Raw genomic sequence first — 22,341 nt, forward strand, 5'->3', positions numbered from 1 at the left:
TCATCCTGTGCCTGATCTGCGTCCCCGGAATAGAAGTATTCCAGGAGTGCATGGAGAGGGGCTGAGAGCGTAACCGTCAAACGGCACTGAGACAGAAGAACGGACTCGATTGCCACGGCGCTGCGCGCCTCGCAATGACGCCGCTGTGCATCGATTGGCCGCGCTTACTTTCTCCCGAAAACCGTGGTCTGTACTCCCATTGGCGTCGGGTCAGCGCAGCGTCACCCGACAGCGGCGCCGGAAGATCAAGGTTCATCGCGCCTCAGGGGAAGGCGCGATGAAGCGAAATCAACGCTCGAACAAGCCGTTCACCCGCTGCAGGTCTTCCTCGGCGAGCGTGCCGACCGCGGCCTTCAGGCGCAGTTGCGCGAGCAGGGTGTCGAAGCGTGCGCGCGCAAGATCGCGGCGGGTCAGGTACACCTGCTGCTCGGCGTTGAGCACGTCGATGTTGATGCGCACGCCGACCTCGTAGCCGAGCTTGTTCGATTCGAGCGCGCTCTTCGACGAAACCAGCGCCGCTTCGAGCGCACTGACCTGGGCGATGCCGTTGACCACGCCGAGGTAGGACTGGCGCGCCGAGAGCGCCGCGCTGCGGCGCGCGTTGTCGAGCGCGGCCAGCGCCGCGTCGCGGTTGGCGGCAGCTTCGCGCGTCTTCGAATTGACGAGTCCGCCCTGAAAGATCGGGATGTTGAGCTGCAGTCCGGCCTGGCGCACCGTCGATTCGAAGCGGTTGGCGCCGAACTGCGTCTGCCCGGCGTTGTTCTGCGTGTACGCGGCGACCGCGTCGAGCGTCGGGTAGTGGCCGGCGCGGTTGCGCTCGACCTCGCGCGCGGCGACTTCGGCAGCAGCCTGCTGCGCCTGCACCGTCGGGCTGCCCTGCTCGGCGGCAGCGACCCAGTCGGCAAGCGCCGCCGGCTGCGGCGGGCTGAGCGTCGCGTCGGCACGCAGGCGGTTCAGTTCGCCGGGGTCCTTGCNGTTGCTGCGCGATCGCTTCCTTGTTGGCGCGCACCGCCTTCAGGTTCTCCTCGGCGTAGAGCACGTCGAAGTAGGCCTGGGCGACGCGCAGGATCAGGTCCTGCTGCGCCTGCGCGAGGTTCGCTTCAGCCTGAGCCACCTGGTACTGCGCCTGCCCGTACTGGACGAAGTTCTGCCAGCGGAAGAGCGGCTGCGTCAGGTTCACCGAGTAGCCGTTGCTGTTGAACCGGGCGTCGGGAGCCGTCGCCCTGGTCGGATAGCTGTTGTCGTTCCAGGTCGTGTTCGCCGACGCGCTCAGGGTCGGCAACAGGCCGGCGAGCCCCTGCGGCAGCTTCTCGCGGCCCGCTGCGGCCGTCGCGCGCGCCGCGGCGTACTGCGCGTCCCAGGCGAGCGCATCGCGATAGACCTGGAGCAGGTCGGCGGCGAAAGCCGGCGTTGCCGCGAGGAGCGATGCGGCAAGCGCGGCGCTGCCGAACAGTCGGCGCTGGCGGCTGCCGGAAGCGCTACCGCTCCCGGCGAGGTCTGACAGTACGCGGGAATTCGTCTTGGTCATGGCTTGGTCTCGTCGGGCTTGAGGTATGCGGGAAAGGGCTCAGGCGAAGCGCAAATTCGCGGCTGCCGCCGCTCCCACGAAAAACGCTCGCAGCATCAGCATATATTGGGCAGGCCGAAAGGACCGAATCGACGACAGCCCACGCTGCTGTTTCACGGCAACTAGAAGACGAAAGCGCTTTGCCGCTCGGCGTTGGCGAGCGGGGTGACGACGGTCTCGAACAGGTTGACGGTATTCCACGCGTCCTCGTCGGTGCGCGTGACGAGCTGCACCTTCATCGCCGGGGCATCACCGACGATGGCGACGAGGCGGCCGCCGACCTTGAGTTCGCGCTTGAATTCGTCGGGCAGCTGCGGCAGCGAGCCGGAGACGACGATCACGTCGTAAGGCGCCTGCTCGGGCCAGCCACGCGACGCATCGCCGACCTCGACGCTGACGTTGGCGATGCCGGCGCGCGCGAGGTTCTGCTCGGCGAATTGCGCCAGTTCGGGGGCGATCTCGATGCTGACGACGTACTCGGCCTTCGACGCGAGCAGCGCGGCCATGTAGCCCGAACCGGTGCCGACCTCGAGGACGACGTCGGTCTTGCGCACGCCGAGTTCCTGCAGGATGCGCGCTTCGAGCTTCGGCGCGAGCATCGTCTGTTCCTGGCCGATCGGCAGTTCGAGGTCGGCAAAGGCAAGCGTCTTCAGCGCCGGCGGAACGAAATCCTCGCGGCGAACCACCGAGAGCAGGTCGAGAACGGTCGGGTCGAGCACTTCCCACGGACGGATCTGCTGCTCGATCATCTTGAAACGCGCCTGTTCGAAGTCCATGCGGTCCTTTTCCTTGAAGAGTGTCCGCCTGCGGCGCCGGCCGCCGCAAGCCGTCAAAATTATACCCGAGCCACCGGCGCCGGCCGGAGCCGATGACGCAGGCTCGACGGTGCGCGGCAGCTCCGGCGCCCGCGCCCGCTTCTGTTCCCGCTTCTTGCCATTGCCGGTCGATTACAGTAACTTGCCGACTCCGCCGGCCCGCCACGACCGCTCGAGCCGGCCACCTGCAGCCGCCATCGCCAGGCACCCCGGCGAGGCCATCCGCAAGCAGCGCCCAGTCGCCACCACAGTTCGCTCCACAGTCCGCACCTCCGCCCGCACGGGCGCCGTGCGCCCTCGTCAGGAAACACCATGAACGCCAAGCAAGAATTCATCGCTGCCGAAGCCCACGTCGACGCGGCAGCCGTCGCGCCGCTGCCCAATTCGCGCCGCATCTACGTCGCCGGCAGCCGCCCCGACCTGCAAGTGCCGATGCGAGAGATCAGCCAGGCCGACACCCCGACCGCGTTCGGCGGCGAAAAGAACCCGCCGATCTACGTGTACGACTGTTCCGGCCCCTACGGCGACCCGCAGGCACAGATCGACATCCGCGCCGGCCTGCCGGCGCTGCGTGCCGGCTGGATCGCCGAGCGCGGCGACACCGAGGAACTGCCCGGACCGAGTTCCGAATTCGGCCGCCAACGCGCCGCCGACCCCGAACTCGACGCGCTGCGCTTCCCCGGCCTGCACCGCAAGCCGCTGCGCGCGAAGTCCGGCGCCAACGTCACCCAGATGCACTACGCGCGCCGCGGGATCATCACCCCGGAGATGGAATACGTCGCCATCCGCGAGAACAACAACCGCCGCGCCTACCTCGAAGGGCTGCGCGCCTCGGGTCCGCAGGGCCAGAAGCTCGCCGACCTGATCGGCCGCCAGCATCCGGGCCAGCGCTTCGGTGCGATCATTCCCGACGAGATCACCCCCGAGTTCGTGCGCGACGAAATCGCGCGCGGTCGCGCCATCATCCCGGCCAACATCAACCACCCGGAAGCCGAGCCGATGATCATCGGCAGAAACTTCCTGACCAAGATCAACGCCAACATCGGCAACTCGGCGCTCGGCTCGTCGATCCAGGAAGAAGTCGAGAAGATGACCTGGTCGATCCGCTGGGGCGGCGACACGGTGATGGACCTGTCGACCGGCAAGAACATCCACGAGACGCGCGAATGGATCGTTCGCAACAGCCCGGTGCCGATCGGCACGGTGCCGATCTACCAGGCGCTGGAGAAGGTCGCCGGCCGCGCCGAGGACCTGACCTGGGAGATCTTCCGCGACACGCTGATCGAACAGGCCGAACAGGGTGTCGACTACTTCACCATCCACGCCGGCGTGCTGCTGCGCTACGTGCCGCTGACCGCCAACCGGCTCACCGGCATCGTCTCGCGCGGCGGCTCGATCATGGCCAAGTGGTGTCTCGCGCACCACAAGGAAAGCTTCCTCTATACGCACTTCGAGGAAATCTGCGAGATCATGAAGGCCTACGACGTCGCCTTCAGCCTCGGCGACGGCCTGCGTCCCGGATCGATCTACGACGCCAACGACGAGGCGCAGCTGGGCGAGCTGAAGACGCTCGGCGAACTGACCGAGATCGCCTGGAAGCACGACGTGCAGGTGATGATCGAAGGTCCCGGCCACGTGCCGATGCAGTTGATCAAGGAAAACATGGACCTGCAGCTCGAATGGTGCAAGGAAGCGCCGTTCTACACGCTGGGCCCGCTGACCACCGACATCGCCCCCGGCTACGACCACATCACCAGCGCGATCGGCGCCGCTCAGATCGGCTGGTACGGCACTGCGATGCTCTGCTACGTGACGCCGAAGGAACACCTGGGCCTGCCCGACAAGGACGACGTCAAGGAAGGCATCATCACCTACAAGCTCGCCGCGCACGCCGCCGACCTCGCCAAGGGCCACCCCGGCGCGCAGATCCGCGACAACGCCCTGTCCAAGGCGCGCTTCGAGTTCCGCTGGGACGACCAGTTCAACCTCGGCCTCGACCCGGACAAGGCGAAGAGCTTCCACGACGAGACCCTGCCCAAGGAATCGGCCAAGGTCGCCCACTTCTGCTCGATGTGCGGCCCGCACTTCTGCTCGATGAAGATCACCCAGGACGTGCGCGACTTCGCCGCGGCGCAGGGGCTGAGCGAGCAGGAAGCGCTCGAAAAAGGCATGGAGACGAAGTCGGTCGAGTTCGTGAAGACCGGCGCCGAGGTCTACCACAAGGTGTGAGGCCGTCGTAGCCTGCTGCTGACCAAGGGCCGGGAACGCACCCGGCCCTTTTTCATCCTGAAACAAGCAGTTGGCCACGAAATGCACGAAAAGCACGAAATCGTTCATGGAGTGCGAAGCTCGGTGGAAACAACCCGATGGCTTAGACACTGAACGACCGCAAACCTATGTTTTGTTTCGTGGCTTTCGTGTTTTTCGTGGATGAAAAGAGGTTTTAAGGTTCATTCTGCAAGTCTCAGCGCCGCTGATCGAGGCCCCGGGCGAGCAGCAGCCCGGCAAGCGCGGCGACAGCACAGAACACCCAGGTCCATTGCCAGCCGCCGGCCAATGCGGCGATCCAGGCGACCAGCGGCGGGCCGGTGAACTGGCCGAGCGAAGAGCACTGCTGCATCCAGCCGACCGTCGTCGACACCGTGCGCTCGTTCGGCGCCACATGCACCGCCAGCGAGAACAGCGTTCCGGGGATCAGTCCGCCGACCGCCGAGAAAAAGACGACGGCGAGGTAGCGCAGCACCGGCAGCCCGGCGGTGAGCGGATTGAAGGCGAGGAAGGCGGCGCAGGCCATGCCGACGAAGCCGACGTAAAGCAGCGCCCGCGCCGCGAAACCGTCGTGCAGCAGGCGGCCGGCGGCGACGTTGCCGACGACGTTGGCGAAACACGCGAGCGCGGTCAGTGCGCCGGCGACCTGACCGTTCACGCCCGCCTGCGCGTAGATCGACGGCAGGAAGCCGATCACCGCCAGCCACTGGCAGGAATACATGGCGAAGGCGAGCGCGATTCGCCACGGACCGGAAGCGGTGAGCGTCGTGCGCAGCCTTTCCCGCCAGGCTTCGCTGCCCGCCACGACCGGCGCAGCAGCCGCGCGCCGCTGCCGGTCGGAAGGAACGCTGAAGAACACTGCGCCGGCGGCGAGGCACGACAGGACGGCAAGTGCCGCCCACAGCGCGCTCCAGCCGAAACCGGCCATCAGCAGCGGGCCGAAGAGCAAGGCCAGCGAGGCCCCCGCCGGCATGTAGGCGCCCCACAACCCGAGGTGGAGCGCGAGTTTTTCGGGCGGCACCAGCTGACGGATCAGCCCCGGAACCGGCAACACCGCCAGCAGGAAACCGCAGCCTTCCAGCGCGCGCAACAGCAAGAGGTCGGCAGGATCCTGCGCCCACAGCGCCGCCAGACTCGCCATTCCCAGGATGGACTGCCCCGCGATGACGCTGCGCCGCATGCCGATGCCGTCGGCCATCAGCCCGACGAATACGCCGGAGAGCATCCCCGCCACCTGCACCAGCGAGAGCAGGAAGCCCGCTTCGACCAGCGAGACGCCGAGCGCGTCGCGCAGCAGCGGGATCGCCGGCGGAATCTTGCCGATGTGCATCGCGGCGACGACCCCCGAGACGATGACGACGGTCGCCGCTGAAAAACGCTGGAAGTTCAAGGTGCCTCGCGCAGTTTGCCTAGGTGTCCATTGTCTGCGAAACGGGGCTTTCAGGCGAGGAACGCGCCGGTACCGGCGCCGGGCACGCAACAGGCGAAGGAGCGAAAGCGGTCCCTCGATGCGCGGATGAGCGAAAATGGCGCCTCCGCTTCTACACATGCCCCACCGCCCATGGACTGCCGCCCCGCCTGCGCCGCCTGCTGCATCGCGCCTTCGATCGCCACGCCGATGCCCGGCCACCCGCAGGGCAAGCCGGCGGGAGTGCCCTGCGCCAACCTGACCGCCGACCTGCGCTGCGGGCTGTGGCAGAATCCGCAGCGTCCGGCGTGCTGCGGCGGGCTGCAGCCCTCGGCCGAGATGTGCGGCGACGATCGCGAATCCGCGCTCGCCTGGCTGGCCCGGCTCGAACGACTCACCGCGCCCGAGGCCTGAAACCTGAGTACACGACCTTCCCTGACGCTCATGGCGAGTTGCACCACCCCGGCGCATGCAACGCCTCCATCCGCTGCCGTCATTGCGAGGCGCGCAGCGCCGTGGCAATCCAGTTCGTTCTTCTGTCTCCTCGCCCTGACCAGCTTCCGCGGGTGCGCCAAGATCAGCACGCACTGGATCACCCGGCCCTGCGGGCTCGCGATGACAGGCTGCGGCTCCGGGGCAAAGGCTTCATCCCTTCGCAGTTTTACCGTAACCCCAGCAAGGAGATTCCCCCCATGGCCAGCCAGTTGTTCACCCCCTTCAAGCTGCGCGAACTGACCCTGCCCAACCGCGTCGTCATCGCGCCGATGTGCATGTACGCATCGACCGACGGCAAGGTCGGCGACTGGCACGTGATGCACCTCGGCAACCTGTCGCACAGCGGCGCCGGCATGCTGATCATCGAGGCCACCGCCGTCGCGCCCGAGGGGCGGATCACGCCGCTCTGCCCCGGGCTGTGGGACGAGGCCTGCGCCGACGCCTGGGCGCCGGTGCTGGCCGCAGTGCGCCGGCATTCGCGGATGCCGATCGCGATCCAGCTCGCCCACGCCGGGCGCAAGGCCTCGTGCGCAGCCCCCTGGCAGGGCGGCCAGCAGGTATCCGCCGCGGACGGCGGCTGGCAGACGGTGGCGCCATCGCCGCTCGCCTTTGCCGAAACCGACGCGCTGCCGCACGAACTCGACGCGGCCGGGCTCGCGCGCATCCGTGAGTCCTTCGCCGCCGCGACGCAGCGTGCCGATCGCCTCGGCATCGACGCGATCGAGATCCATGCCGCGCACGGCTACCTGCTGCACCAGTTCCTGTCGCCGCTGACCAACCAACGCAGCGACGAGTACGGAGGTTCGCTCGAAAACCGCATGCGCTTCCCGCTCGAAGTCTTCGCGGCGATGCGCGCCGCCTGGCCGGCGCACAAACCGCTCGGCATGCGCGTTTCGGCGACCGACTGGGTCGATGGCGGCTGGGATCCGGCGCAGACGCTGGTGCTGGCGCACGAACTCAAGGCGCGCAGCTGCGACTTCCTGCACGTGTCCACGGGCGGCCTGTCGGCAGCGCAGGCGATCACGCCGGTGCCCGGCTACCAGCTGCCGTTCGCGCGGCAGGTGAAGGCAGAAACCGGGATGACGACGATCGCGGTCGGGCTGATCACCGAAGCGCAGCAGGCCGAAGCGATCGTCGCCGACGGTGACGCCGACCTGGTCGGTCTGGCGCGCGGCATCCTGTGGAACCCGCGCTGGCCGTGGCACGCGGCAGCGGCCCTCGGCGCATCGATCGACGCACCGCCGCAGTTCTGGCGCGGCGCGCCGGCGGGGACTGCGGGAGTGTTCCGTCGCGAGTAAACAGGAATGACATACGGGGCTGACGGCCGCCGGCCGGCCGTCCCCGTTATAATCACGTCCTTTTTGCCGAGCACCGCCGCATGGACCCGCTGTTACTTCTCAAGGCCGTCATCCTCGGCGTCGTCGAAGGTCTGACCGAATTCCTGCCGGTGTCCTCGACCGGCCACCTGATCCTCGCCGGCGACCTGCTTAATTTCAACGACGATCGCGGCAAGCTGTTCGAGATCGTCATCCAGTCCGGCGCGATCCTCGCCGTCTGCTGGGAGTACCGCGCGCGCATCATGCGCGTTGCGCTCGGCCTGCCCAGCGAGCGCTGGGCGCAACGCTTCGTGCTCAACGTCGGCATCGCCTTCCTCCCGCTGGCGATCCTCGGGCTGCTCTTCGGCAAGGCGATCAAGGCCAACCTGTTCAACGCGCCGACGGTGGCCACCACCTTCATCGTCGGCGCCCTGATCATCCTCTGGGCCGAACGCCGCGAGCATCAGGTGCGCGTACGCGAGGTCGAGGACCTCTCCTTCCTCGACGCGATCAAGCTCGGCCTGGCGCAGGCCTGCGCGCTGATCCCCGGCGTCTCGCGCTCGGGTGCGACAATCATCGGCGGCCTCTTGTTCGGCCTGTCGCGACGCGCGGCGACCGAGTTTTCATTCTTCCTCGCCATCCCGACGCTGCTCGGCGCCACCGTCTATCAGTTGTACAAGGAGCGCGCGCTGCTCTCCTTTGACGACGTCGGCATGTGGGCAGCGGGTTTCGTCGCCGCCTTCGTCTCGGCCTTCATCGCCGTGCGCGGGCTCCTGCGCTACATCAGCACGCACGACTTCACGATCTTCGCCTGGTACCGGATCGCCTTCGGCATCGTCGTCCTCGTCACCTGGCATTACGGCGTGATCGCCTGGAGCGAGGGCTAGCCGGCGGCGCTCAGACCGGTTCGCGCAGGAGCGACTCGAGCCGATCCGACAGTTCGGCGCGGCTGCCTTCGTTGTCGATGACGCGATGCACTGCCGCCCACGCGCGCGGGACCGGCTCGGCGGACTGCCGGTGCAGGACCTCGACGTCGGCGTCGGAAGCGTCGTCCGCGGCGAGATTGCGCGCGACGAGGCGCTCTTCCATCAGCGGCATGCCGGCGACCACCTCAAGCAGCCTGAACGGAACGCGCCGATTCTCGGCGATGCGGCGGAAGCTCTCGCGCTCGCCCTGGCGCAGGAAGGCCGCATCGACGACGACCGAGAAGCCGTCGCCGAGCAGCGCATCGGCGAGTCCGGCCAGGCGCCGGTAGGTGCGGCGCGTCGCCTCCGCGCTGTAGGCGAGGGCCGGGTCCGGCCGGGCTGTCGGCGGCAGTCCGAGGAGGCGCTTGCGCTCGACGTCGGAGCGCAGGCGAACGGCCATGATGCCGGCCTCGGCGAGCGCTTCGACCAGCATCTGCGCCGCCATCGACTTGCCCGAACCGCTCAGTCCCATGGTCAGGAACAGCCGCGGCGGCGGCGGCGCTGCGGCGAACGATTCGGCGACCGACCAGTAGCGGGCAAAACGCCCGACGTCGCCGCAGAGCAGAGCGACCTTGGCGCGCACCAGCGCGCGGTAGAGCGAGAAGGCGCGCAGGCCGGCCAGCCCGGCGTAATCGCCACTGCGCTCGACGTAGGCGTTGATGAAGCGCAGCGCGAAGGCCGGCAGGCCGACGGCGAGGAGATCCATGTAGGCGAAGGCGGCGTCGCTGATCACGTCGATGCAGCGCAGCGCCGGGTCGAACTCGATCGCGTCGAAGGCGAGCACGCGCTGGTGCCAGACGACCAGGTTGCCCAGATGCAGGTCGCCGTGGCCTTCGCGCAGCCAGCCTCCGGCCAGCCGCCGCGCCCGCCAGTCGCCCTGCCCGCCGATCAGGCGCTGCACGGCGGAGCGCATTGCTGCCAGACGCGCGGGCGAGGTCGCATCGGGGTGCAGCGCGGCGATTTCATCGACGCTCTCCAGCGTCCACGCGGTCACGTCCTTCGCCGGTGCGACGGCGAGCGGCGCCTGGCCGAGGTGCAGCAGGGCGATCTGCTCGGCCAGCGCGTCGATGTGCCACGCCTGCAGCCTGCCCTCGGCCGCCAGGTCCGAGAACAGCGAGTGCGGCGGAAAACAGCGCATGCGCAGCACCCACTCGATCGGCTCGCCGCTACCGGCGAGAACGGGTGCCTGCGCGCTGCCGGTCAGCGGCAGCACGTCGAGGTAGACGTCCGGCGCGCTGCGGCGGTTGATGCGCAACTCTTCCTCACAGTAGTGCCGGCGCAGCGCCAGCGTCGAGAAGTCGAGGAAGGGCAGTTGCACCGGCTTCTTGATCTTCCAGGCGAAGTCGCCGTCGAGCAACACCAGCGAGATGTGGGTCTCGATCGGCACGGCGTGCGGCCAGCAGTGGCGCCAGTTGAGTGAGGGAGCGGACATGGAAGACAAGAGGTGGTGAAGTGATGGTAGAGCAGAGGCGAATGCAGTCGATCGGGCGCCCCCTACCAACAGTCATGACGCGTTGCGCCAGCCCGAAGCATGAAACGCGCCCATTCGCTTCAGTTTAGTCATTGCGAGGCGCGCAGCGCCGTGGCAATCCAGTTCGTTTTCCATCTCAACGGCTATCCCCACTGCCACGGGCGACGCGATACCAGTCCTGGACACTGGATCGCCGCGCCCTGCGGGCTCGCGATGACGGGCTACTGCTCCAGGGTAGCGCCTTTGCTCAATTCGTCCGCAGTTTCACGTTAAGCTCAGCGTAGACGCCGGCGCCGCGCCGTGCAGCGCGCTTCCTCAGCGTCGCTGAACTTACCGTAACGGGACTTGCCAAAAGGCGCCGATCGATTCACGCTAGCTCTACTGCAAGGCCGCGTCCCTCGTGTTGGCGCACATTCAAACTGCCACTCCACCCATGCCGCAAAACTTCCCTCACGATCCCCGCGAACTGCTGAACCGGATGTTCGCCGCCGCCGTCAATGCGGCGCAACCGCGCCACTGCCTGCCGCAGCACCTGCCACCGCCGCCTGCCGGGCGCACCCTGGTCATCGGTGCCGGCAAGGCGTCGGCGGCGATGGCGCGTGCGCTCGAACAGCACTGGCCCGACGAAGCCCCGCTCTCGGGGCTCGTCGTCACCCGCTACGGGCACGGCGTCCCGTGCAAGCGGATCGAGATCGTCGAGGCCGGCCACCCGGTTCCCGACCGGGCCGGCGAAGCGGCGGCGACGCGCATGCTCGAACTGGTGCGCGGCCTTTCAGCAAACGACCTGGTCATCTGCCTGATCTCCGGCGGCGGCTCGTCGCTGCTGCCGCTGCCGGCGCCGGGAGTGAGCCTGGAGGACAAGCAGACGATCAGCCGCGCGCTGCTCAAATCGGGCGCACCGATCACCGAGATCAACTGCGTGCGCCGCCACCTGTCGGCGATCAAGGGCGGACACCTCGGCGCCGCCTGTCACCCGGCGCGCGTGCTCAACCTGATCATGTCGGACGTCCCCGGCGACGACCCGGTGAATATCGCCTCCGGACCGACGGTCGCCGACCCGAGTACCTGCGGCGACGCGCTGAAGGTCCTGCGCCGCTACGGGATCATCCTGCCCAAGGCCATCCACCGGCTGCTGGCAAACGGCGACCGCGAGACGATCAAGCCCGGCGACCCGCGCCTCGAACGCGTCAGCACCCGCCTGATCGCGACGCCGCAGATGGCGCTCGCCGCAGCGGCGCAGGTCGCCGCGTCAGCCGGCGTCGAAGCCCTCATCCTCGGCGACAGCATCGAGGGCGAAGCACGCGAGGTCGGCAAGGTCATGGCCGGCATCGCGCTGCAGGTGCGCCGTCACGCGCAGCCGGCGCGACCACCCTGCGTGCTGCTCTCGGGCGGCGAGACGACGGTCACGGTAGACGGCGGCGGACGCGGCGGGCGCAACGTCGAATTCCTGCTCTCGCTGGCGCTCAGCCTCGACGGTGCTGCCGGCGTGCATGCGCTCGCCGGCGACACCGACGGCGTCGACGGCAGCGCCGAGATCGCCGGTGCCTTCGTCACCCCGGACACGCTCGAACGCGCACGCCGCCAAGGCCTCTCGCCGCGCGAACGGCTCGACGACAACGACGCGCACGGCTTCTTCTCGGCGATCGGCGACAGCCTCGTCACCGGGCCGACGCTGACCAACGTCAATGACTTCCGCGCCATCCTGATCCTCTGAAATTGCTGCGGCGGCGAGCACGGTGCGAAATCGGCGCCATGGGCGCCGGGTTATAATCGTTCGATGCACGTTCTATTCGAAGAAGACGGCGCCTTCAAGACTGGCGCGATCCTGGCCGACAACGACACCTCGTTGCAGGTCGAAGCCGCATCCGGCAAACGCAGCAAGGTCAAGGCGGCGAACGTGCTCCTCCGTTTCGCCTCGCCGTCTCCCGGCGAACTGCTCGAACAGGCGACGCCGCTGGCGGCCGAGATCGAGGCCGATTTCCTCTGGGAATGCGCCGGCGACGGCGAGTTCGCCTTCGCCGACTTCGCCGCCGACTATTACGGCCACGCCGCGTCGGCGGTCGAGGCGACCGCGCTCCTGCTCGCGCTGCACGCATCGCCGGTTTATTTCCACCGCAAGGGCCGCGGCCGCTTCCGCAAGGCCCCGCCCGACATCCTGCAGGCGGCACTCGCCGGTCTCGAGAAGAAACGGCAGCAGGCGCTGGCGATCGAGCGCATGCGCGATGCGCTCGTCGCGTCGACGCTGCCGCCCGAATTCACGCCGATCATCGATCAGCTGCTCTACAAGCCCGACCGCAACCGCCCCGAGACCAAGGCGCTCGAAGCCGCCTGCGCCGAGACCGGCCTGTCGGCACTGGCACTGCTGGCGGACTGCGGTGCGATCAGTTCGCCGCACGCCTACCATCTGCGTCGCTTCCTGATCGAGCAGTTCCCGCGCGGCACCGGCTTCCCCGAACTGCCGCCGGTCACAGCGCCCGAGGACCTGCCGCTGGCCGAAGCGCCGGCGTTCTCGATCGACGACGCGGCGACCACCGAGATCGACGATGCCTTCTCGCTCACGCGCCTGCCCGGGCTCGGCTGGCGGGTCGGCATCCACATCGCGGCGCCGGGGCTGTCGATCAAGCCCCAGTCGCCGCTCGACGCGGTGGCGCGCGAGCGCCTGTCGACCGTCTACATGCCCGGCGACAAGATCACCATGCTGCCGGACGCGATCGTCGAGGGCTTCACCCTCGCCGCCGGACGCGTCTGCCCGGCGGTCTCGCTCTACCTCACGGTGAGCGAGGAATTCGCGATCCTCGGCCACGAGTCCTGCGTCGAGCGCGTGCACATCGCCGCCAACCTGCGCCACCACGAGATCGAGCCGCTGTTCAACGAGGAGACGCTGGCGTCCGGCCTCTCCGACTTCGCCTTCCGCGACGAGTTGAAAACGCTCTGGCAACTCGCCTGCGCCTGCGAACAGCGGCGCGGCAAGTCGTCGAATTCCGCAAGCTTCGTCGACTACAACTTCAGCATCGAAGGTGACCTCGAGGACGCCGAGTCCTGCCGCGTCGACATCAGCCAGCGCCCGCGCGGCAGTCCGCTCGACAAGCTCGTTGCCGAACTGATGATCGTCGCCAACAGCGTCTGGGGCGGACTGCTCGCCGAACGCCGGATCCCGGGGATCTACCGCGCGCAGTCGCAGGGCAAGGTGCGGATGACGACGCAGCCGGCACCGCACGACGGGCTCGGAGTGCCTCAGTACGCGTGGATGTCCTCGCCGCTGCGCCGTTACGTCGACCTCGTGAACCAGCGCCAGCTGATCGCCTGCATCAGGGAAGAGACGCCGCCCTTCCTCGCCAAGGGCGGACGCAACCAGGAGCTGTTCGCGGTGGTGCGCGACTTCGACCTCGCCTACGCCGCCTACGCCGAGTTCCAGCGCGGCATGGAGCGTTACTGGAGCCTGCGCTGGCTGCAGCAGGAAGACTGCAAGCTGATCGACGCGACCATGCGCCGCGACGGCGTCGCCCGCCTCGACGGCTTGCCGATCATGCAGCGCGTACCGTCGGCGCCCGAACTGCCGCCCGGCGCGCGCATCCGCCTGTCGATCGAGCGCATCGATCTGCTCACGCTCGAGCTCGGCTGCCGCTGGCAGGAGACGCTCGCCAGCGAGGGGGTGGCGCCGGAAGAGGAAGAGGAGCTCGTCGCCGACGCCGAGGAAGCCGAAGCGATCGTCGCCATGGCCGAAGAAAACCCGGTCGGCGAGGAAGTGGTCGAGGACGAAGTCGCGGTCGAGGCGGCAGCCCCCGCCGCCAGCGACGCCAGCCTCGACGGCACGACGACGAGTGCAGCGGGCAGCGCACCGCTGGTGGCCATCGACTGAGATGGCGGCGCCCGCGCTGCGCCATACGGCCGCTTCCGGCGAGCACGCGCTGCTCGCCATCGCCGTCGGCGTTTCGCTGCTGCTGCACCTGGCCCTGCTCTCGCTGCAGTTCAGGATTCCGGAGCTGCCGCGCGTGGCCGGGGAAAAGGCACTGGAGGTCGTTCTCGTCGAGCGCACGCCGCCGGCCACGGCGCCGGCGAGCCGCGGCGAGCCGAGCGCACCCTCGCTAGCGCAGCCGTCGCCGCCCCGCCAGCCGAAGGTCGACGCCAAACCAGCAGCGGTAATAGCCAAGCCCGCAGCGAAGCCCGCCCCTGTCGGCCGCAGCGAGCGTGAGGACGCGCCACTGTCCCTCCCCACCCCGCGCGGCAGCGATCTCGCGCAGAATGCGCTGGCAGCGGCGCGCGGCGGGCTCGTCAGCGACGCCGGCCAGGGCAGCGAGCGCCGGCGCGGCATCGGCACCCGCGTGGAGGAATACCGCTTCGCGCAGTACATCGAGGACTGGCGGCTCAAGGTCGAGCGTGTCGGCACGCTCAACTACCCCGACGCCGCGCGCGGCAAGCTGTCGGGGACGCTGGTGCTCACCGTCTCGATCCGCAGCGACGGCAGCGTCGAGAAGATCGAGATCAACCGTAGCTCGGGCCATCGCCTGCTCGACGATGCCGCACGCCGCATCGTGCAGATGGCGGCGCCCTACGCCCCCTTCCCGCCCGCCATCCGGCGCGACACCGACGTGCTCGAACTCACCCGCGTCTGGAGTTTCGTCAATGGCGACAGCCTGCAGACAGGAGCCTTCAATCGATGACCGACAGCTACGCCGTATTCGGCAACCCGATCGCCCACAGCCGCTCGCCGGCAATCCACGCCGCCTTCGCGCGGCAGACCGGCGAGGACATCGCCTACACGGCAATCCTCGCGCCGCGGGACGGCTTCGCTGCAGCGCTGCGTGACTTCGTCGCTGCCGGCGGGCGCGGCGCCAACGTCACCGTTCCGTTCAAGGAGGAAGCCTTTCACCTCGCCGACCGCCTGAGCGAGCGCGCGGCGCTCGCCGGTGCGGTCAACACGCTGATCGTCGTCGCGGCGGACGCTGCGGGACAGGGTGAAGGCATGTCGCCGCAACTCGTCGGCGACAACACCGACGGCGCGGGCTTGCTGCGCGACATCGAACACAACCTCGGCGTCGCCGTTGCCGGTCGCCGGGTGCTGCTGCTCGGCGCCGGCGGCGCCGCGCGCGGCGCGCTCGGCCCGCTGCTCGCCGCCGCGCCGGCCGGACTGTTCGTCGCCAACCGAACGGCCGACAAGGCGCTCGCGCTGGCCCGTGAGTTTGCCGGACGGGCGCCGGCCGGCTGTTCGCTCGCCGGCGGCGGCTTCGCCGATCTTGCCGGGCACGCCTTCGACCTCGTCATCAACGCCACCTCGGCCAGCCTCAGGGGCGACGTCCCGCCGCTGCCCGACGGTATCTTTGCGTCCGGCAGCCTCGCCTACGACATGATGTACTCGGCCAGCGGCGAAACGCCCTTTCTCGCCGCCGCGCGGGCGGCGGGAGCTGCGCGCACCGCCGACGGGCTCGGCATGCTGGTCGAGCAGGCGGCGGAAGCGTTCTTCGTCTGGCGCGGCGTTCGCCCGGACAGCGCGTCGGTGCTCGCCGGCCTGCGCGGGTCGCACTGAGGATCGTGCCGGTGCGCCAGATCACTCACTGGGGCAAGCGCCTGCTCATCGGCGCGCTCGCCCTCTTCGTCCTCTATCAACTGTGGCTGTTCGCCCAGGTGCTGTGGTGGAAGGAGTTCAATCCGGGCTCGACCGCGTTCATGGAGCTCCGCCTCGCCGAACTGCGCGAGAAGAATCCGCAGGCGAAGCTGAAATACCAGTGGGTCGACTACGCGCACATCTCGCCGAACCTCAAGCGCGCGCTGATCGCCGCCGAGGACGCGAAGTTCGTGGATCACGAAGGCTTCGACTGGGACGGGATGCAGAAGGCGATCGAGAAGAACCAGAAGAAGGGCCGCGTCGTCGCCGGCGGCTCGACCATCTCGCAGCAACTGGCCAAGAACCTGTTCCTGTCGCCGACCAAGACGCCCTGGCGCAAGGCCGAGGAGGCGGTGATCACGCTGATGCTCGAAAACGTCTGGAGCAAGCAGCGCATCTTCGAGGTCTACCTCAACGTGATCGAATGGGGCGACGGCGTCTTCGGCGCCGAGGCGGCGGCGCGTCACTACTACGGCATCGGTGCCGCGCAGCTGTCGGCCGAGCAGGCCGCGAGGCTCGCCGGCATGGTACCCAACCCGCGCTACTACGACCGCCACCGCGGCACGCCGGGACTGGCCAGGAAGACGGCCATCATCCTCTCGCGCATGCCGGCAGCGGCATTGCCCTAGGCGGCAAGCACGCAGCCGGACTTTCTGACGGCGAACGCCGGCCCGCCTGTTCGGCGATGTTAGAATCGCGCATTCGATTGCGCAGCGCAACATGAGCGAAGAACTGCACCACGCCGACGGCGACGAACTCCAGCAGCATCTGGCCGAGGTGCAGACCCTGCTCGCCCGGCAGAAGCTGGTCGAGGAGCTGGTGCACCGGCAGGAGATGCCGCGCCACGCGCTGGTCGAGGGGCTGGTGCATAAGCAGCACCTCGCCGAGCTGCGCACGCGCCTCGAGCACATGCACCCGGCCGACGTCGCCTACGTGCTGGAGGCGCTGCCGCTCGACGAGCGCCTGATCGTCTGGGATCTGGTCAAGGCCGAGCGCGACGGCGACATCCTGCTCGAAGTCTCGGACGCGGTGCGCGAGAGCCTGATCGCGAACATGGATTCGCACGAGCTCGTCGCCGCCGCCGAAAGCCTCGATGCCGACGAACTCGCCGACCTCGCGCCCGACCTGCCGCACGAGGTGATCGAGGGTGTCTACCAGGCGCTGTCGGTCGAGGAGCGCGAGCAGTTGCGCGCGGCGATGTCCTACCCCGAGGAATCGGTCGGCTCGATCATGGACTTCGACATGGTCACCGTGCGCGAGGACGTCACGCTCGAAGTCGTGCTGCGCTACCTGCGCCTGTTCGACGACCTCCCCGACCACACCGACCAGCTCTTCGTCGTCGACCGCGAGGACCACCTGAAGGGCGTGCTGCCGCTGAACAAGCTGCTCGTCTCCGACCCGGACACCGAGGTCGGCACGCTGATGGTCACCGACTTCATCGACCTGCAGCCCGACGACGCCGCCGAGGACGCGGCGAAGGCCTTCGAGCGCTACGACCTCGTCTCGGCGCCGGTGGTCGACGCCGGGCACAAGCTGATCGGCCGCGTCACCGTCAATACGGTCGTCGACTTCATCCGCGAGGAAAGCGAAGCCGAGCAGCTGGCGCAAGCCGGTCTGAAGGAAGAGGAAGACATCTTCGCGCCGGTGTGGGACTCGGTGAAGAACCGCTGGGCGTGGCTGGCGGTGAACCTCGTCACCGCCTTCTTCGCCTCGCGCGTGATCGGCGCCTTCGAGGGTTCGATCGAAAAGCTGGTCGCGCTCGCCGCGCTGATGCCGATCGTCGCCGGCATCGGCGGCAACTCGGGCAACCAGACGATCACCATGATCGTGCGCGCGATCGCCATGGGCCAGGTCCAGCCCGACGCGATGCGCCGGCTGCTGCGCAAGGAACTCGGCGTCGCCTCGATCAACGGGGTGATCTGGGGCGGACTGCTCGGCCTTGCCGCCTGGTGGATCTACGACAGTGCCCAGCTCGGCCTGGTGATGACCGCGGCGATGACCCTGAACCTGCTGCTCGCCGCCACGGCCGGTGTCGGCATCCCGCTGCTGCGCCAGCGCTTCGGCGCCGACCCGGCGATGGGCGGATCGGTGCTGATCACCGCGCTCACCGACTCCGGCGGCTTCTTCATCTTCCTCGGCCTGGCGACGCTGTTCCTGCTCTAGGCGCGCCGCGCGCACGCCGACCCGAAGAGCCGCCGGACGACGACCGGCATCGGTCACATCCGAGCAAAAATCATAGCGTCCGGGGACTGGCCTGGAATGCGCAGGAGTAGACTCACGCTTCGACCCTCGTCCTGCCGGGAGACAACATGCAAAACATCGGACGCCATCTGCTCTGGGCCTTGGTAGCCATCCTCGGCGCCGGGGCACTCGCGCTCGTGGCGCTGAATCGCGGTGAGAGCATCAATGCGCTGTGGCTGGTCATCGCCGCGGTCTGCACCTACCTCATTGCCTACCGCTACTACAGCCTCTTCATCGCCGAACGAGTCATGGAACTGGACCCGACGCGCATGACCCCGGCGGTGCGCCACAACGACGGCCTCGATTACGTACCGACCAACAAGTACGTGCTGTTCGGCCACCATTTCGCAGCCATAGCCGGCGCCGGTCCGCTGGTCGGCCCGGTGCTCGCCGCGCAGATGGGCTACCTGCCGGGCGTGCTGTGGATCCTCGCCGGCGTCGTCTTTGCCGGCGCCGTCCAGGATTTCCTGGTGCTGTTCATCTCCACCCGGCGCGACGGTCGATCGCTCGGCGATCTGGTGAAATCGGAGCTGGGACCGGTGCCGGGCGTCATCGCCCTGTTCGGCACCTTCATGATCATGGTCATCATCCTCGCGGTGCTCTCGCTGATCGTCGTCAAGGCCCTGGCCGGCTCGCCCTGGGGCACGTTCACGGTCGCCGCGACCATCCCGATCGCCCTGTTCATGGGCGTCTACTGCCGCTACCTGCGGCCGGGCCGGATCGCCGAGATGTCGGTGATCGGCTTCGTCCTGCTGATGGCCTCGATCGTCTACGGCGGCGACATCGCCGCCAGCCCGGTCTGGGGACCGTTGTTCACCTTCGACGGCAAGCAGCTGACCTGGATGCTGATCGGCTACGGCTTCGTCGCCTCGGTGTTGCCGGTGTGGCTGCTCCTGGCGCCGCGCGACTACCTGTCCACCTTCCTCAAGATAGGCACCATCGTCGGCCTGGCGATCGGCATCGCCTTCGTCGCGCCGAACCTGCAGATGCCGGCACTGACCAAGTTCATCGATGGCACGGGTCCGGTGTGGTCGGGCAGCCTCTTCCCCTTCCTCTTCATCACCATCGCCTGTGGCGCGGTGTCCGGCTTCCATGCGCTGATTTCCTCGGGCACCACGCCCAAGCTGCTCGACAACGAGAAGAACGCACGCGTCATCGGCTACGGTGGCATGTTGATGGAGTCTTTCGTCGCCGTGATGGCCATGGTCGCCGCGTCGGTGATCGACCCGGGCGTCTATTTCGCGATGAACAGCCCGGCAGCGATCATCGGCACGACTGCACAACAGGCAGCCGAGACCATCTCCCAGTGGGGCTTCGTGGTCACCCCGGAAATGCTGGAGCAGACCGCCAGGGATGTCGGTGAAGCCAGCATCATCTCGCGCGCCGGCGGCGCGCCGACCCTGGCCGTCGGCATGGCCCAGATCCTGTCGAGCTTCATCGGCGGCCAGGCGATGATGGCCTTCTGGTACCACTTCGCCATCCTGTTCGAGGCGCTGTTCATCCTGACGGCCGTCGATGCCGGTACGCGCGCCGGCCGCTTCATGCTGCAGGACCTGCTGGGCACCTTCGTACCGTCGATGCGCCGCATGGACTCGATCTTCGCCAGCCTTGTCGCCACCGCGCTGTGCGTCGCTGCCTGGGGCTACTTCCTCTATCAGGGCGTGGTCGATCCGCTGGGCGGCATCAACACGCTGTGGCCACTCTTCGGCATCGCCAACCAGATGCTCGCCGGCGTCGCGCTGATGCTCGCCACCGTCGTCCTCTTCAAGATGAAGCGCGAGCGCTTCGCCTGGGTGACCATCGTGCCGACCGTCTGGCTGCTGCTGTGCACGATGACTGCCGGCTGGCAGAAGGTCTTCCACGAGAATCCCAAGATCGGCTTCCTGGCGGCCGCCGACAAGTACCAGGCAGCGCTGGACAAGGGTGAATTGCTGGCACCGGCCAAGAACATCGACCAGATGCACCAGATCATCCTGAACAACCAGATCGACGCGGGCATGGCGGCGCTGTTCATGTTGCTGGTCATCAGCATCCTGTTCTTCGCCGTTCCGGCCTGTCTCAAGGCACTCGGCCAGCGCCAGCGGACTGACCGGGAAACGCCGTTCGAACCGATGCCGACAGCGTTCCGCGTCTAGCCATGTTCTCGGACCTCGCCCGTGTCGGCAAGTATCTCGGCCAGGCCGCCCGCCTGATGGTGGGCGTCCCGGATTACGATACCTATGTCCAGCACATGCGGCTGACGCATCCCGAGCTGCCGGTCATGACTTACGAAGAGTTCTTCCGCGAGCGCCAGGAGGCGCGCTACGGCAGCGCGCGCGCCGGTCGCTGCTGCTGAACCCTTCCCCGGAACACTCCACCCGGCCGCCCGCCTGCACAAAGACCATGTCCAGCGAAGCACTTTCACCCATCCCCGTCACCATCCTGAGCGGCTTCCTGGGCGCCGGCAAGACCACGCTGCTCAACCGCCTGCTCGCCAACGCCGGGGGCGAGCGCATCGCGGTGGTCGAGAACGAGTTCGGCGCGGTCGGCATCGACGGCGGACTGATCGGCGACGATCCCGCCGTCACCGTCGTCGAACTGGCCAACGGCTGCGTCTGCTGCAGCGTCCGCGGCGAGATGAGCAGCGCCCTCGCCGACCTCGCCGATCGCCGGGCCAACGGAACGCTGCCTTTCGATCGCCTGTTGCTGGAAACCACCGGTCTCGCCGATCCGGCGCCGGTGGCGCAGGCCTTTTTCGTCGATGAAGGCGTCCGCGAACGCTACCTGCTCGACGGCATCCTGACCCTGGTCGACGCCGTGCATGCGGGCGGGCAACTCGACCAGCATCGTGTCGCTGCGGCGCAGGTCGGCTTTGCCGACCGCCTGCTGCTGACCAAGACCGAGCTCGTCGCGCCGGCGCAGGTCGAGGCACTGACGACGCGACTGCGCCGCATCAATGCGCGCGCCCCGATCACGCCGGCGCCGACAGACGCCGCGGCCGTGCGTGCGCTCCTCGACCTCAAGGCCTTCTTCCTCGACGACGTCCTCGAGCTAGACCCCGGCTTCCTCGCCGGACACCATCCGGATGGCCGGATGCGGGGCGGTGGCGACGATGCATCGAGCGAGGGTCCCTGGGACGACGACGTATCCTCGCTCGTCCTGCGCCATCCCGGCGTCGTCGATCTGGAGCGGATCGGCGCCTTCGTCGAGCAACTGCTGGCCATCCACGGCAACGACATGCTGCGCTACAAGGGCGTGCTCGCCATCGCCGGCAAGCCGGAGCGCCTCATCTTCCAGGGCGTCCATCGCATCACGGGCTTCGACTACGGCCGTCCCTGGACCGCGGAAGAGCCTCGGGAAAGCGTGATCGTGATCATCGGTCGCCGACTGGATGTCCCGGCCATCAGCTCGGGCTTTGCGGCGGCCTGCGCGGCTTGAGCCGTAGTTCCCGAGAGGATGGTCGAAGACACACAGTCCCCGAGCGATCGCGTAGCTTTCAAGCTCGGGAGATGAAGTCTCAAGCCCTGCTGCAACAAGGCGAGACCTTACACGACGCACTGCTGGTTTCACCTGCCATCGGGACAAGCCCGGCTCCAGGAGTCAACCCGCATCCGTTCGACCTCCTCTCCCGTCGTCAACAAGCGGATGCACTTCGACCCCTTTCGATAACTGAAGCTGCACAGGCGCCGGTCCCTGCGCATCAACGCCACGATCGCCGCCGAAGCCGCGGGAATGTCACGGGTAACCTGGCACCGGATCGAAAAGGGCGAACCCTCGGTCACCATCGGCGCCTACGCGAGCGCCGCCATGGTGCTCGGATTGGAAATCGGCATCAGGAACGCCTTGGCAACGAAGCCGGATGAGCGGGAAGGATGGATTCCTGCGCGCGTCCGTCTCGCCGAGTATCCGGCGCTGAAGCAACTCGCCTGGCAGGTACAGGGTAGCGACTTCCTGACGCCACGCGAGGCATTGAGCATCTACGAGCGCAACTGGCGGCACCTCGACGAACAGGCCCTGCAAGACCATGAACGGAGTCTGATCGACGCACTGCGCAGCGCACTCGGAGAACATCGTGGCGACCTATGAGCCTAAAAACCTCAGTTACCCCACACCGTTTGGATGATTGGGCAGCAAACAGAGTGCTTGGGGTGCGCCGATTGCTGCGAGGGTGCGCTTGAGATGATCGCAACAGCGCAACCATACCGATGGGGAGG

Annotated in this window: 18 protein-coding genes and 1 pseudogene; 14 read left to right on the forward strand and 5 right to left on the reverse strand. The window is 67.9% G+C overall.

The features are described from left to right. Positions 1-288: 288 nt before the first annotated feature. The 3 genes and pseudogenes from CCR84_RS16535 to CCR84_RS11480 all read right to left on the reverse strand — a co-directional run bounded on the left by CCR84_RS16535 (position 289) and on the right by CCR84_RS11480 (position 2,343). On the reverse strand, positions 289-864 hold the full coding sequence (locus CCR84_RS16535; protein ID WP_338052605.1) for a TolC family protein: 576 nt from the start codon (positions 862-864) through the stop codon (positions 289-291). A 111-nt stretch (positions 865-975) separates the two neighbouring features. Further along, positions 976-1,528: pseudogene (locus tag CCR84_RS16540) on the reverse strand (TolC family protein); the annotation flags it as partial. A 161-nt stretch (positions 1,529-1,689) separates the two neighbouring features. Beyond that, positions 1,690-2,343, reverse strand: coding sequence for a protein-L-isoaspartate O-methyltransferase family protein (locus tag CCR84_RS11480; RefSeq protein WP_201212375.1), 654 nt, complete (start codon positions 2,341-2,343; stop codon positions 1,690-1,692). A 351-nt stretch (positions 2,344-2,694) separates the two neighbouring features. Between CCR84_RS11480 and thiC the strand changes: the two genes are divergently transcribed. After that, entirely contained in the window at positions 2,695-4,611 is a 1,917-nt protein-coding gene (gene thiC, locus CCR84_RS11485; protein ID WP_201212377.1) for a phosphomethylpyrimidine synthase ThiC, read from the forward strand. Between the two features lie 235 nt (positions 4,612-4,846). Here thiC and CCR84_RS11490 read toward each other — a convergent pair whose 3' ends face one another. Beyond that, positions 4,847-6,040, reverse strand: a complete 1,194-nt coding sequence (locus CCR84_RS11490; RefSeq protein ID WP_242508685.1) for an MFS transporter — start codon at positions 6,038-6,040, stop codon at positions 4,847-4,849. A gap of 171 nt (positions 6,041-6,211) precedes the next feature. On the opposite strand from CCR84_RS11490, the gene CCR84_RS11495 reads away from it, so the two are divergent. The 3 genes from CCR84_RS11495 (at position 6,212) to CCR84_RS11505 (ending at position 8,756) form a co-directional block, all read left to right on the forward strand. Then, positions 6,212-6,472 (forward strand): YkgJ family cysteine cluster protein, encoded by a 261-nt coding sequence (locus CCR84_RS11495; protein WP_201212383.1) that lies wholly within the window; start codon positions 6,212-6,214, stop codon positions 6,470-6,472. Positions 6,473-6,750: 278 nt separating this feature from the next. After that, on the forward strand, positions 6,751-7,851 hold the full coding sequence (locus tag CCR84_RS11500; protein WP_201212385.1) for an NADH:flavin oxidoreductase/NADH oxidase: 1,101 nt from the start codon (positions 6,751-6,753) through the stop codon (positions 7,849-7,851). 80 nt (positions 7,852-7,931) lie between these two features. Next, on the forward strand, positions 7,932-8,756 hold the full coding sequence (locus CCR84_RS11505) for an undecaprenyl-diphosphate phosphatase (RefSeq protein ID WP_201212387.1): 825 nt from the start codon (positions 7,932-7,934) through the stop codon (positions 8,754-8,756). A 10-nt stretch (positions 8,757-8,766) separates the two neighbouring features. Here CCR84_RS11505 and CCR84_RS11510 read toward each other — a convergent pair whose 3' ends face one another. Further along, entirely contained in the window at positions 8,767-10,266 is a 1,500-nt protein-coding gene (locus CCR84_RS11510) for a bifunctional aminoglycoside phosphotransferase/ATP-binding protein (protein ID WP_201212389.1), read from the reverse strand. Between the two features lie 472 nt (positions 10,267-10,738). Between CCR84_RS11510 and CCR84_RS11515 the strand changes: the two genes are divergently transcribed. From CCR84_RS11515 to CCR84_RS11560, 10 genes are all read left to right on the forward strand, one after another. Continuing rightward, positions 10,739-12,019: a glycerate kinase type-2 family protein gene (locus CCR84_RS11515; RefSeq protein ID WP_201212391.1), complete on the forward strand. Its 1,281-nt coding sequence runs from the start codon at positions 10,739-10,741 to the stop codon at positions 12,017-12,019. A gap of 63 nt (positions 12,020-12,082) precedes the next feature. Further along, the gene (locus tag CCR84_RS11520; RefSeq protein ID WP_201212393.1) at positions 12,083-14,164 is read left to right on the forward strand and encodes a ribonuclease catalytic domain-containing protein; all 2,082 of its coding nucleotides are present in this window, start codon (positions 12,083-12,085) and stop codon (positions 14,162-14,164) included. Position 14,165: 1 nt separating this feature from the next. Next, a complete protein-coding gene (locus tag CCR84_RS11525; RefSeq protein ID WP_201212395.1) occupies positions 14,166-14,966 on the forward strand; it encodes an energy transducer TonB in 801 nt (266 codons plus the stop codon). Continuing rightward, positions 14,963-15,829 carry a shikimate dehydrogenase gene (gene aroE, locus CCR84_RS11530; protein ID WP_201212397.1) on the forward strand — a complete coding sequence of 289 codons (867 nt, stop codon included), beginning with the start codon at positions 14,963-14,965 and terminating at the stop codon, positions 15,827-15,829. Before CCR84_RS11525 ends, aroE begins: the two co-directional genes overlap by 4 nt. A gap of 11 nt (positions 15,830-15,840) precedes the next feature. After that, positions 15,841-16,536: a monofunctional biosynthetic peptidoglycan transglycosylase gene (gene mtgA / locus CCR84_RS11535; RefSeq protein ID WP_201212399.1), complete on the forward strand. Its 696-nt coding sequence runs from the start codon at positions 15,841-15,843 to the stop codon at positions 16,534-16,536. Positions 16,537-16,627: 91 nt separating this feature from the next. Beyond that, on the forward strand, positions 16,628-18,070 hold the full coding sequence (gene mgtE, locus CCR84_RS11540) for a magnesium transporter (RefSeq protein WP_201212401.1): 1,443 nt from the start codon (positions 16,628-16,630) through the stop codon (positions 18,068-18,070). Positions 18,071-18,216: 146 nt separating this feature from the next. After that, positions 18,217-20,283, forward strand: coding sequence for a carbon starvation CstA family protein (locus CCR84_RS11545; protein ID WP_201212403.1), 2,067 nt, complete (start codon positions 18,217-18,219; stop codon positions 20,281-20,283). Between the two features lie 2 nt (positions 20,284-20,285). Further along, positions 20,286-20,483, forward strand: coding sequence for a YbdD/YjiX family protein (locus CCR84_RS11550; protein WP_201212405.1), 198 nt, complete (start codon positions 20,286-20,288; stop codon positions 20,481-20,483). A gap of 47 nt (positions 20,484-20,530) precedes the next feature. Then, a complete protein-coding gene (locus CCR84_RS11555; protein WP_201212407.1) occupies positions 20,531-21,565 on the forward strand; it encodes a CobW family GTP-binding protein in 1,035 nt (344 codons plus the stop codon). Between the two features lie 255 nt (positions 21,566-21,820). Next, positions 21,821-22,213, forward strand: coding sequence for a hypothetical protein (locus CCR84_RS11560; protein ID WP_420825394.1), 393 nt, complete (start codon positions 21,821-21,823; stop codon positions 22,211-22,213). Positions 22,214-22,341 lie beyond the last annotated feature (128 nt).

The organism is Rhodocyclus purpureus, assembly GCF_016653115.1.
GTDB classification, from domain to species: domain Bacteria; phylum Pseudomonadota; class Gammaproteobacteria; order Burkholderiales; family Rhodocyclaceae; genus Rhodocyclus; species Rhodocyclus purpureus.

What these genes read in the sequence shown, in the direction of transcription:
- CCR84_RS11480 (WP_201212375.1), bottom strand. Translation starts at nt 2,343, where the DNA reads ATGGACTTCGAACAGGCGCGTTTCAAGATGATCGAGCAGCAGATCCGT.
- CCR84_RS11550 (WP_201212405.1), top strand. Translation starts at nt 20,286, where the DNA reads ATGTTCTCGGACCTCGCCCGTGTCGGCAAGTATCTCGGCCAGGCCGCC.
- CCR84_RS11515 (WP_201212391.1), top strand. Translation starts at nt 10,739, where the DNA reads ATGCCGCAAAACTTCCCTCACGATCCCCGCGAACTGCTGAACCGGATG.
- mgtE (WP_201212401.1), top strand. Translation starts at nt 16,628, where the DNA reads ATGAGCGAAGAACTGCACCACGCCGACGGCGACGAACTCCAGCAGCAT.
- CCR84_RS11525 (WP_201212395.1), top strand. Translation starts at nt 14,166, where the DNA reads ATGGCGGCGCCCGCGCTGCGCCATACGGCCGCTTCCGGCGAGCACGCG.
- CCR84_RS11545 (WP_201212403.1), top strand. Translation starts at nt 18,217, where the DNA reads ATGCAAAACATCGGACGCCATCTGCTCTGGGCCTTGGTAGCCATCCTC.
- CCR84_RS11505 (WP_201212387.1), top strand. Translation starts at nt 7,932, where the DNA reads ATGGACCCGCTGTTACTTCTCAAGGCCGTCATCCTCGGCGTCGTCGAA.
- CCR84_RS11520 (WP_201212393.1), top strand. Translation starts at nt 12,083, where the DNA reads ATGCACGTTCTATTCGAAGAAGACGGCGCCTTCAAGACTGGCGCGATC.
- thiC (WP_201212377.1), top strand. Translation starts at nt 2,695, where the DNA reads ATGAACGCCAAGCAAGAATTCATCGCTGCCGAAGCCCACGTCGACGCG.
- CCR84_RS11510 (WP_201212389.1), bottom strand. Translation starts at nt 10,266, where the DNA reads ATGTCCGCTCCCTCACTCAACTGGCGCCACTGCTGGCCGCACGCCGTG.
- CCR84_RS11555 (WP_201212407.1), top strand. Translation starts at nt 20,531, where the DNA reads ATGTCCAGCGAAGCACTTTCACCCATCCCCGTCACCATCCTGAGCGGC.
- CCR84_RS11500 (WP_201212385.1), top strand. Translation starts at nt 6,751, where the DNA reads ATGGCCAGCCAGTTGTTCACCCCCTTCAAGCTGCGCGAACTGACCCTG.
- CCR84_RS11495 (WP_201212383.1), top strand. Translation starts at nt 6,212, where the DNA reads ATGGACTGCCGCCCCGCCTGCGCCGCCTGCTGCATCGCGCCTTCGATC.
- aroE (WP_201212397.1), top strand. Translation starts at nt 14,963, where the DNA reads ATGACCGACAGCTACGCCGTATTCGGCAACCCGATCGCCCACAGCCGC.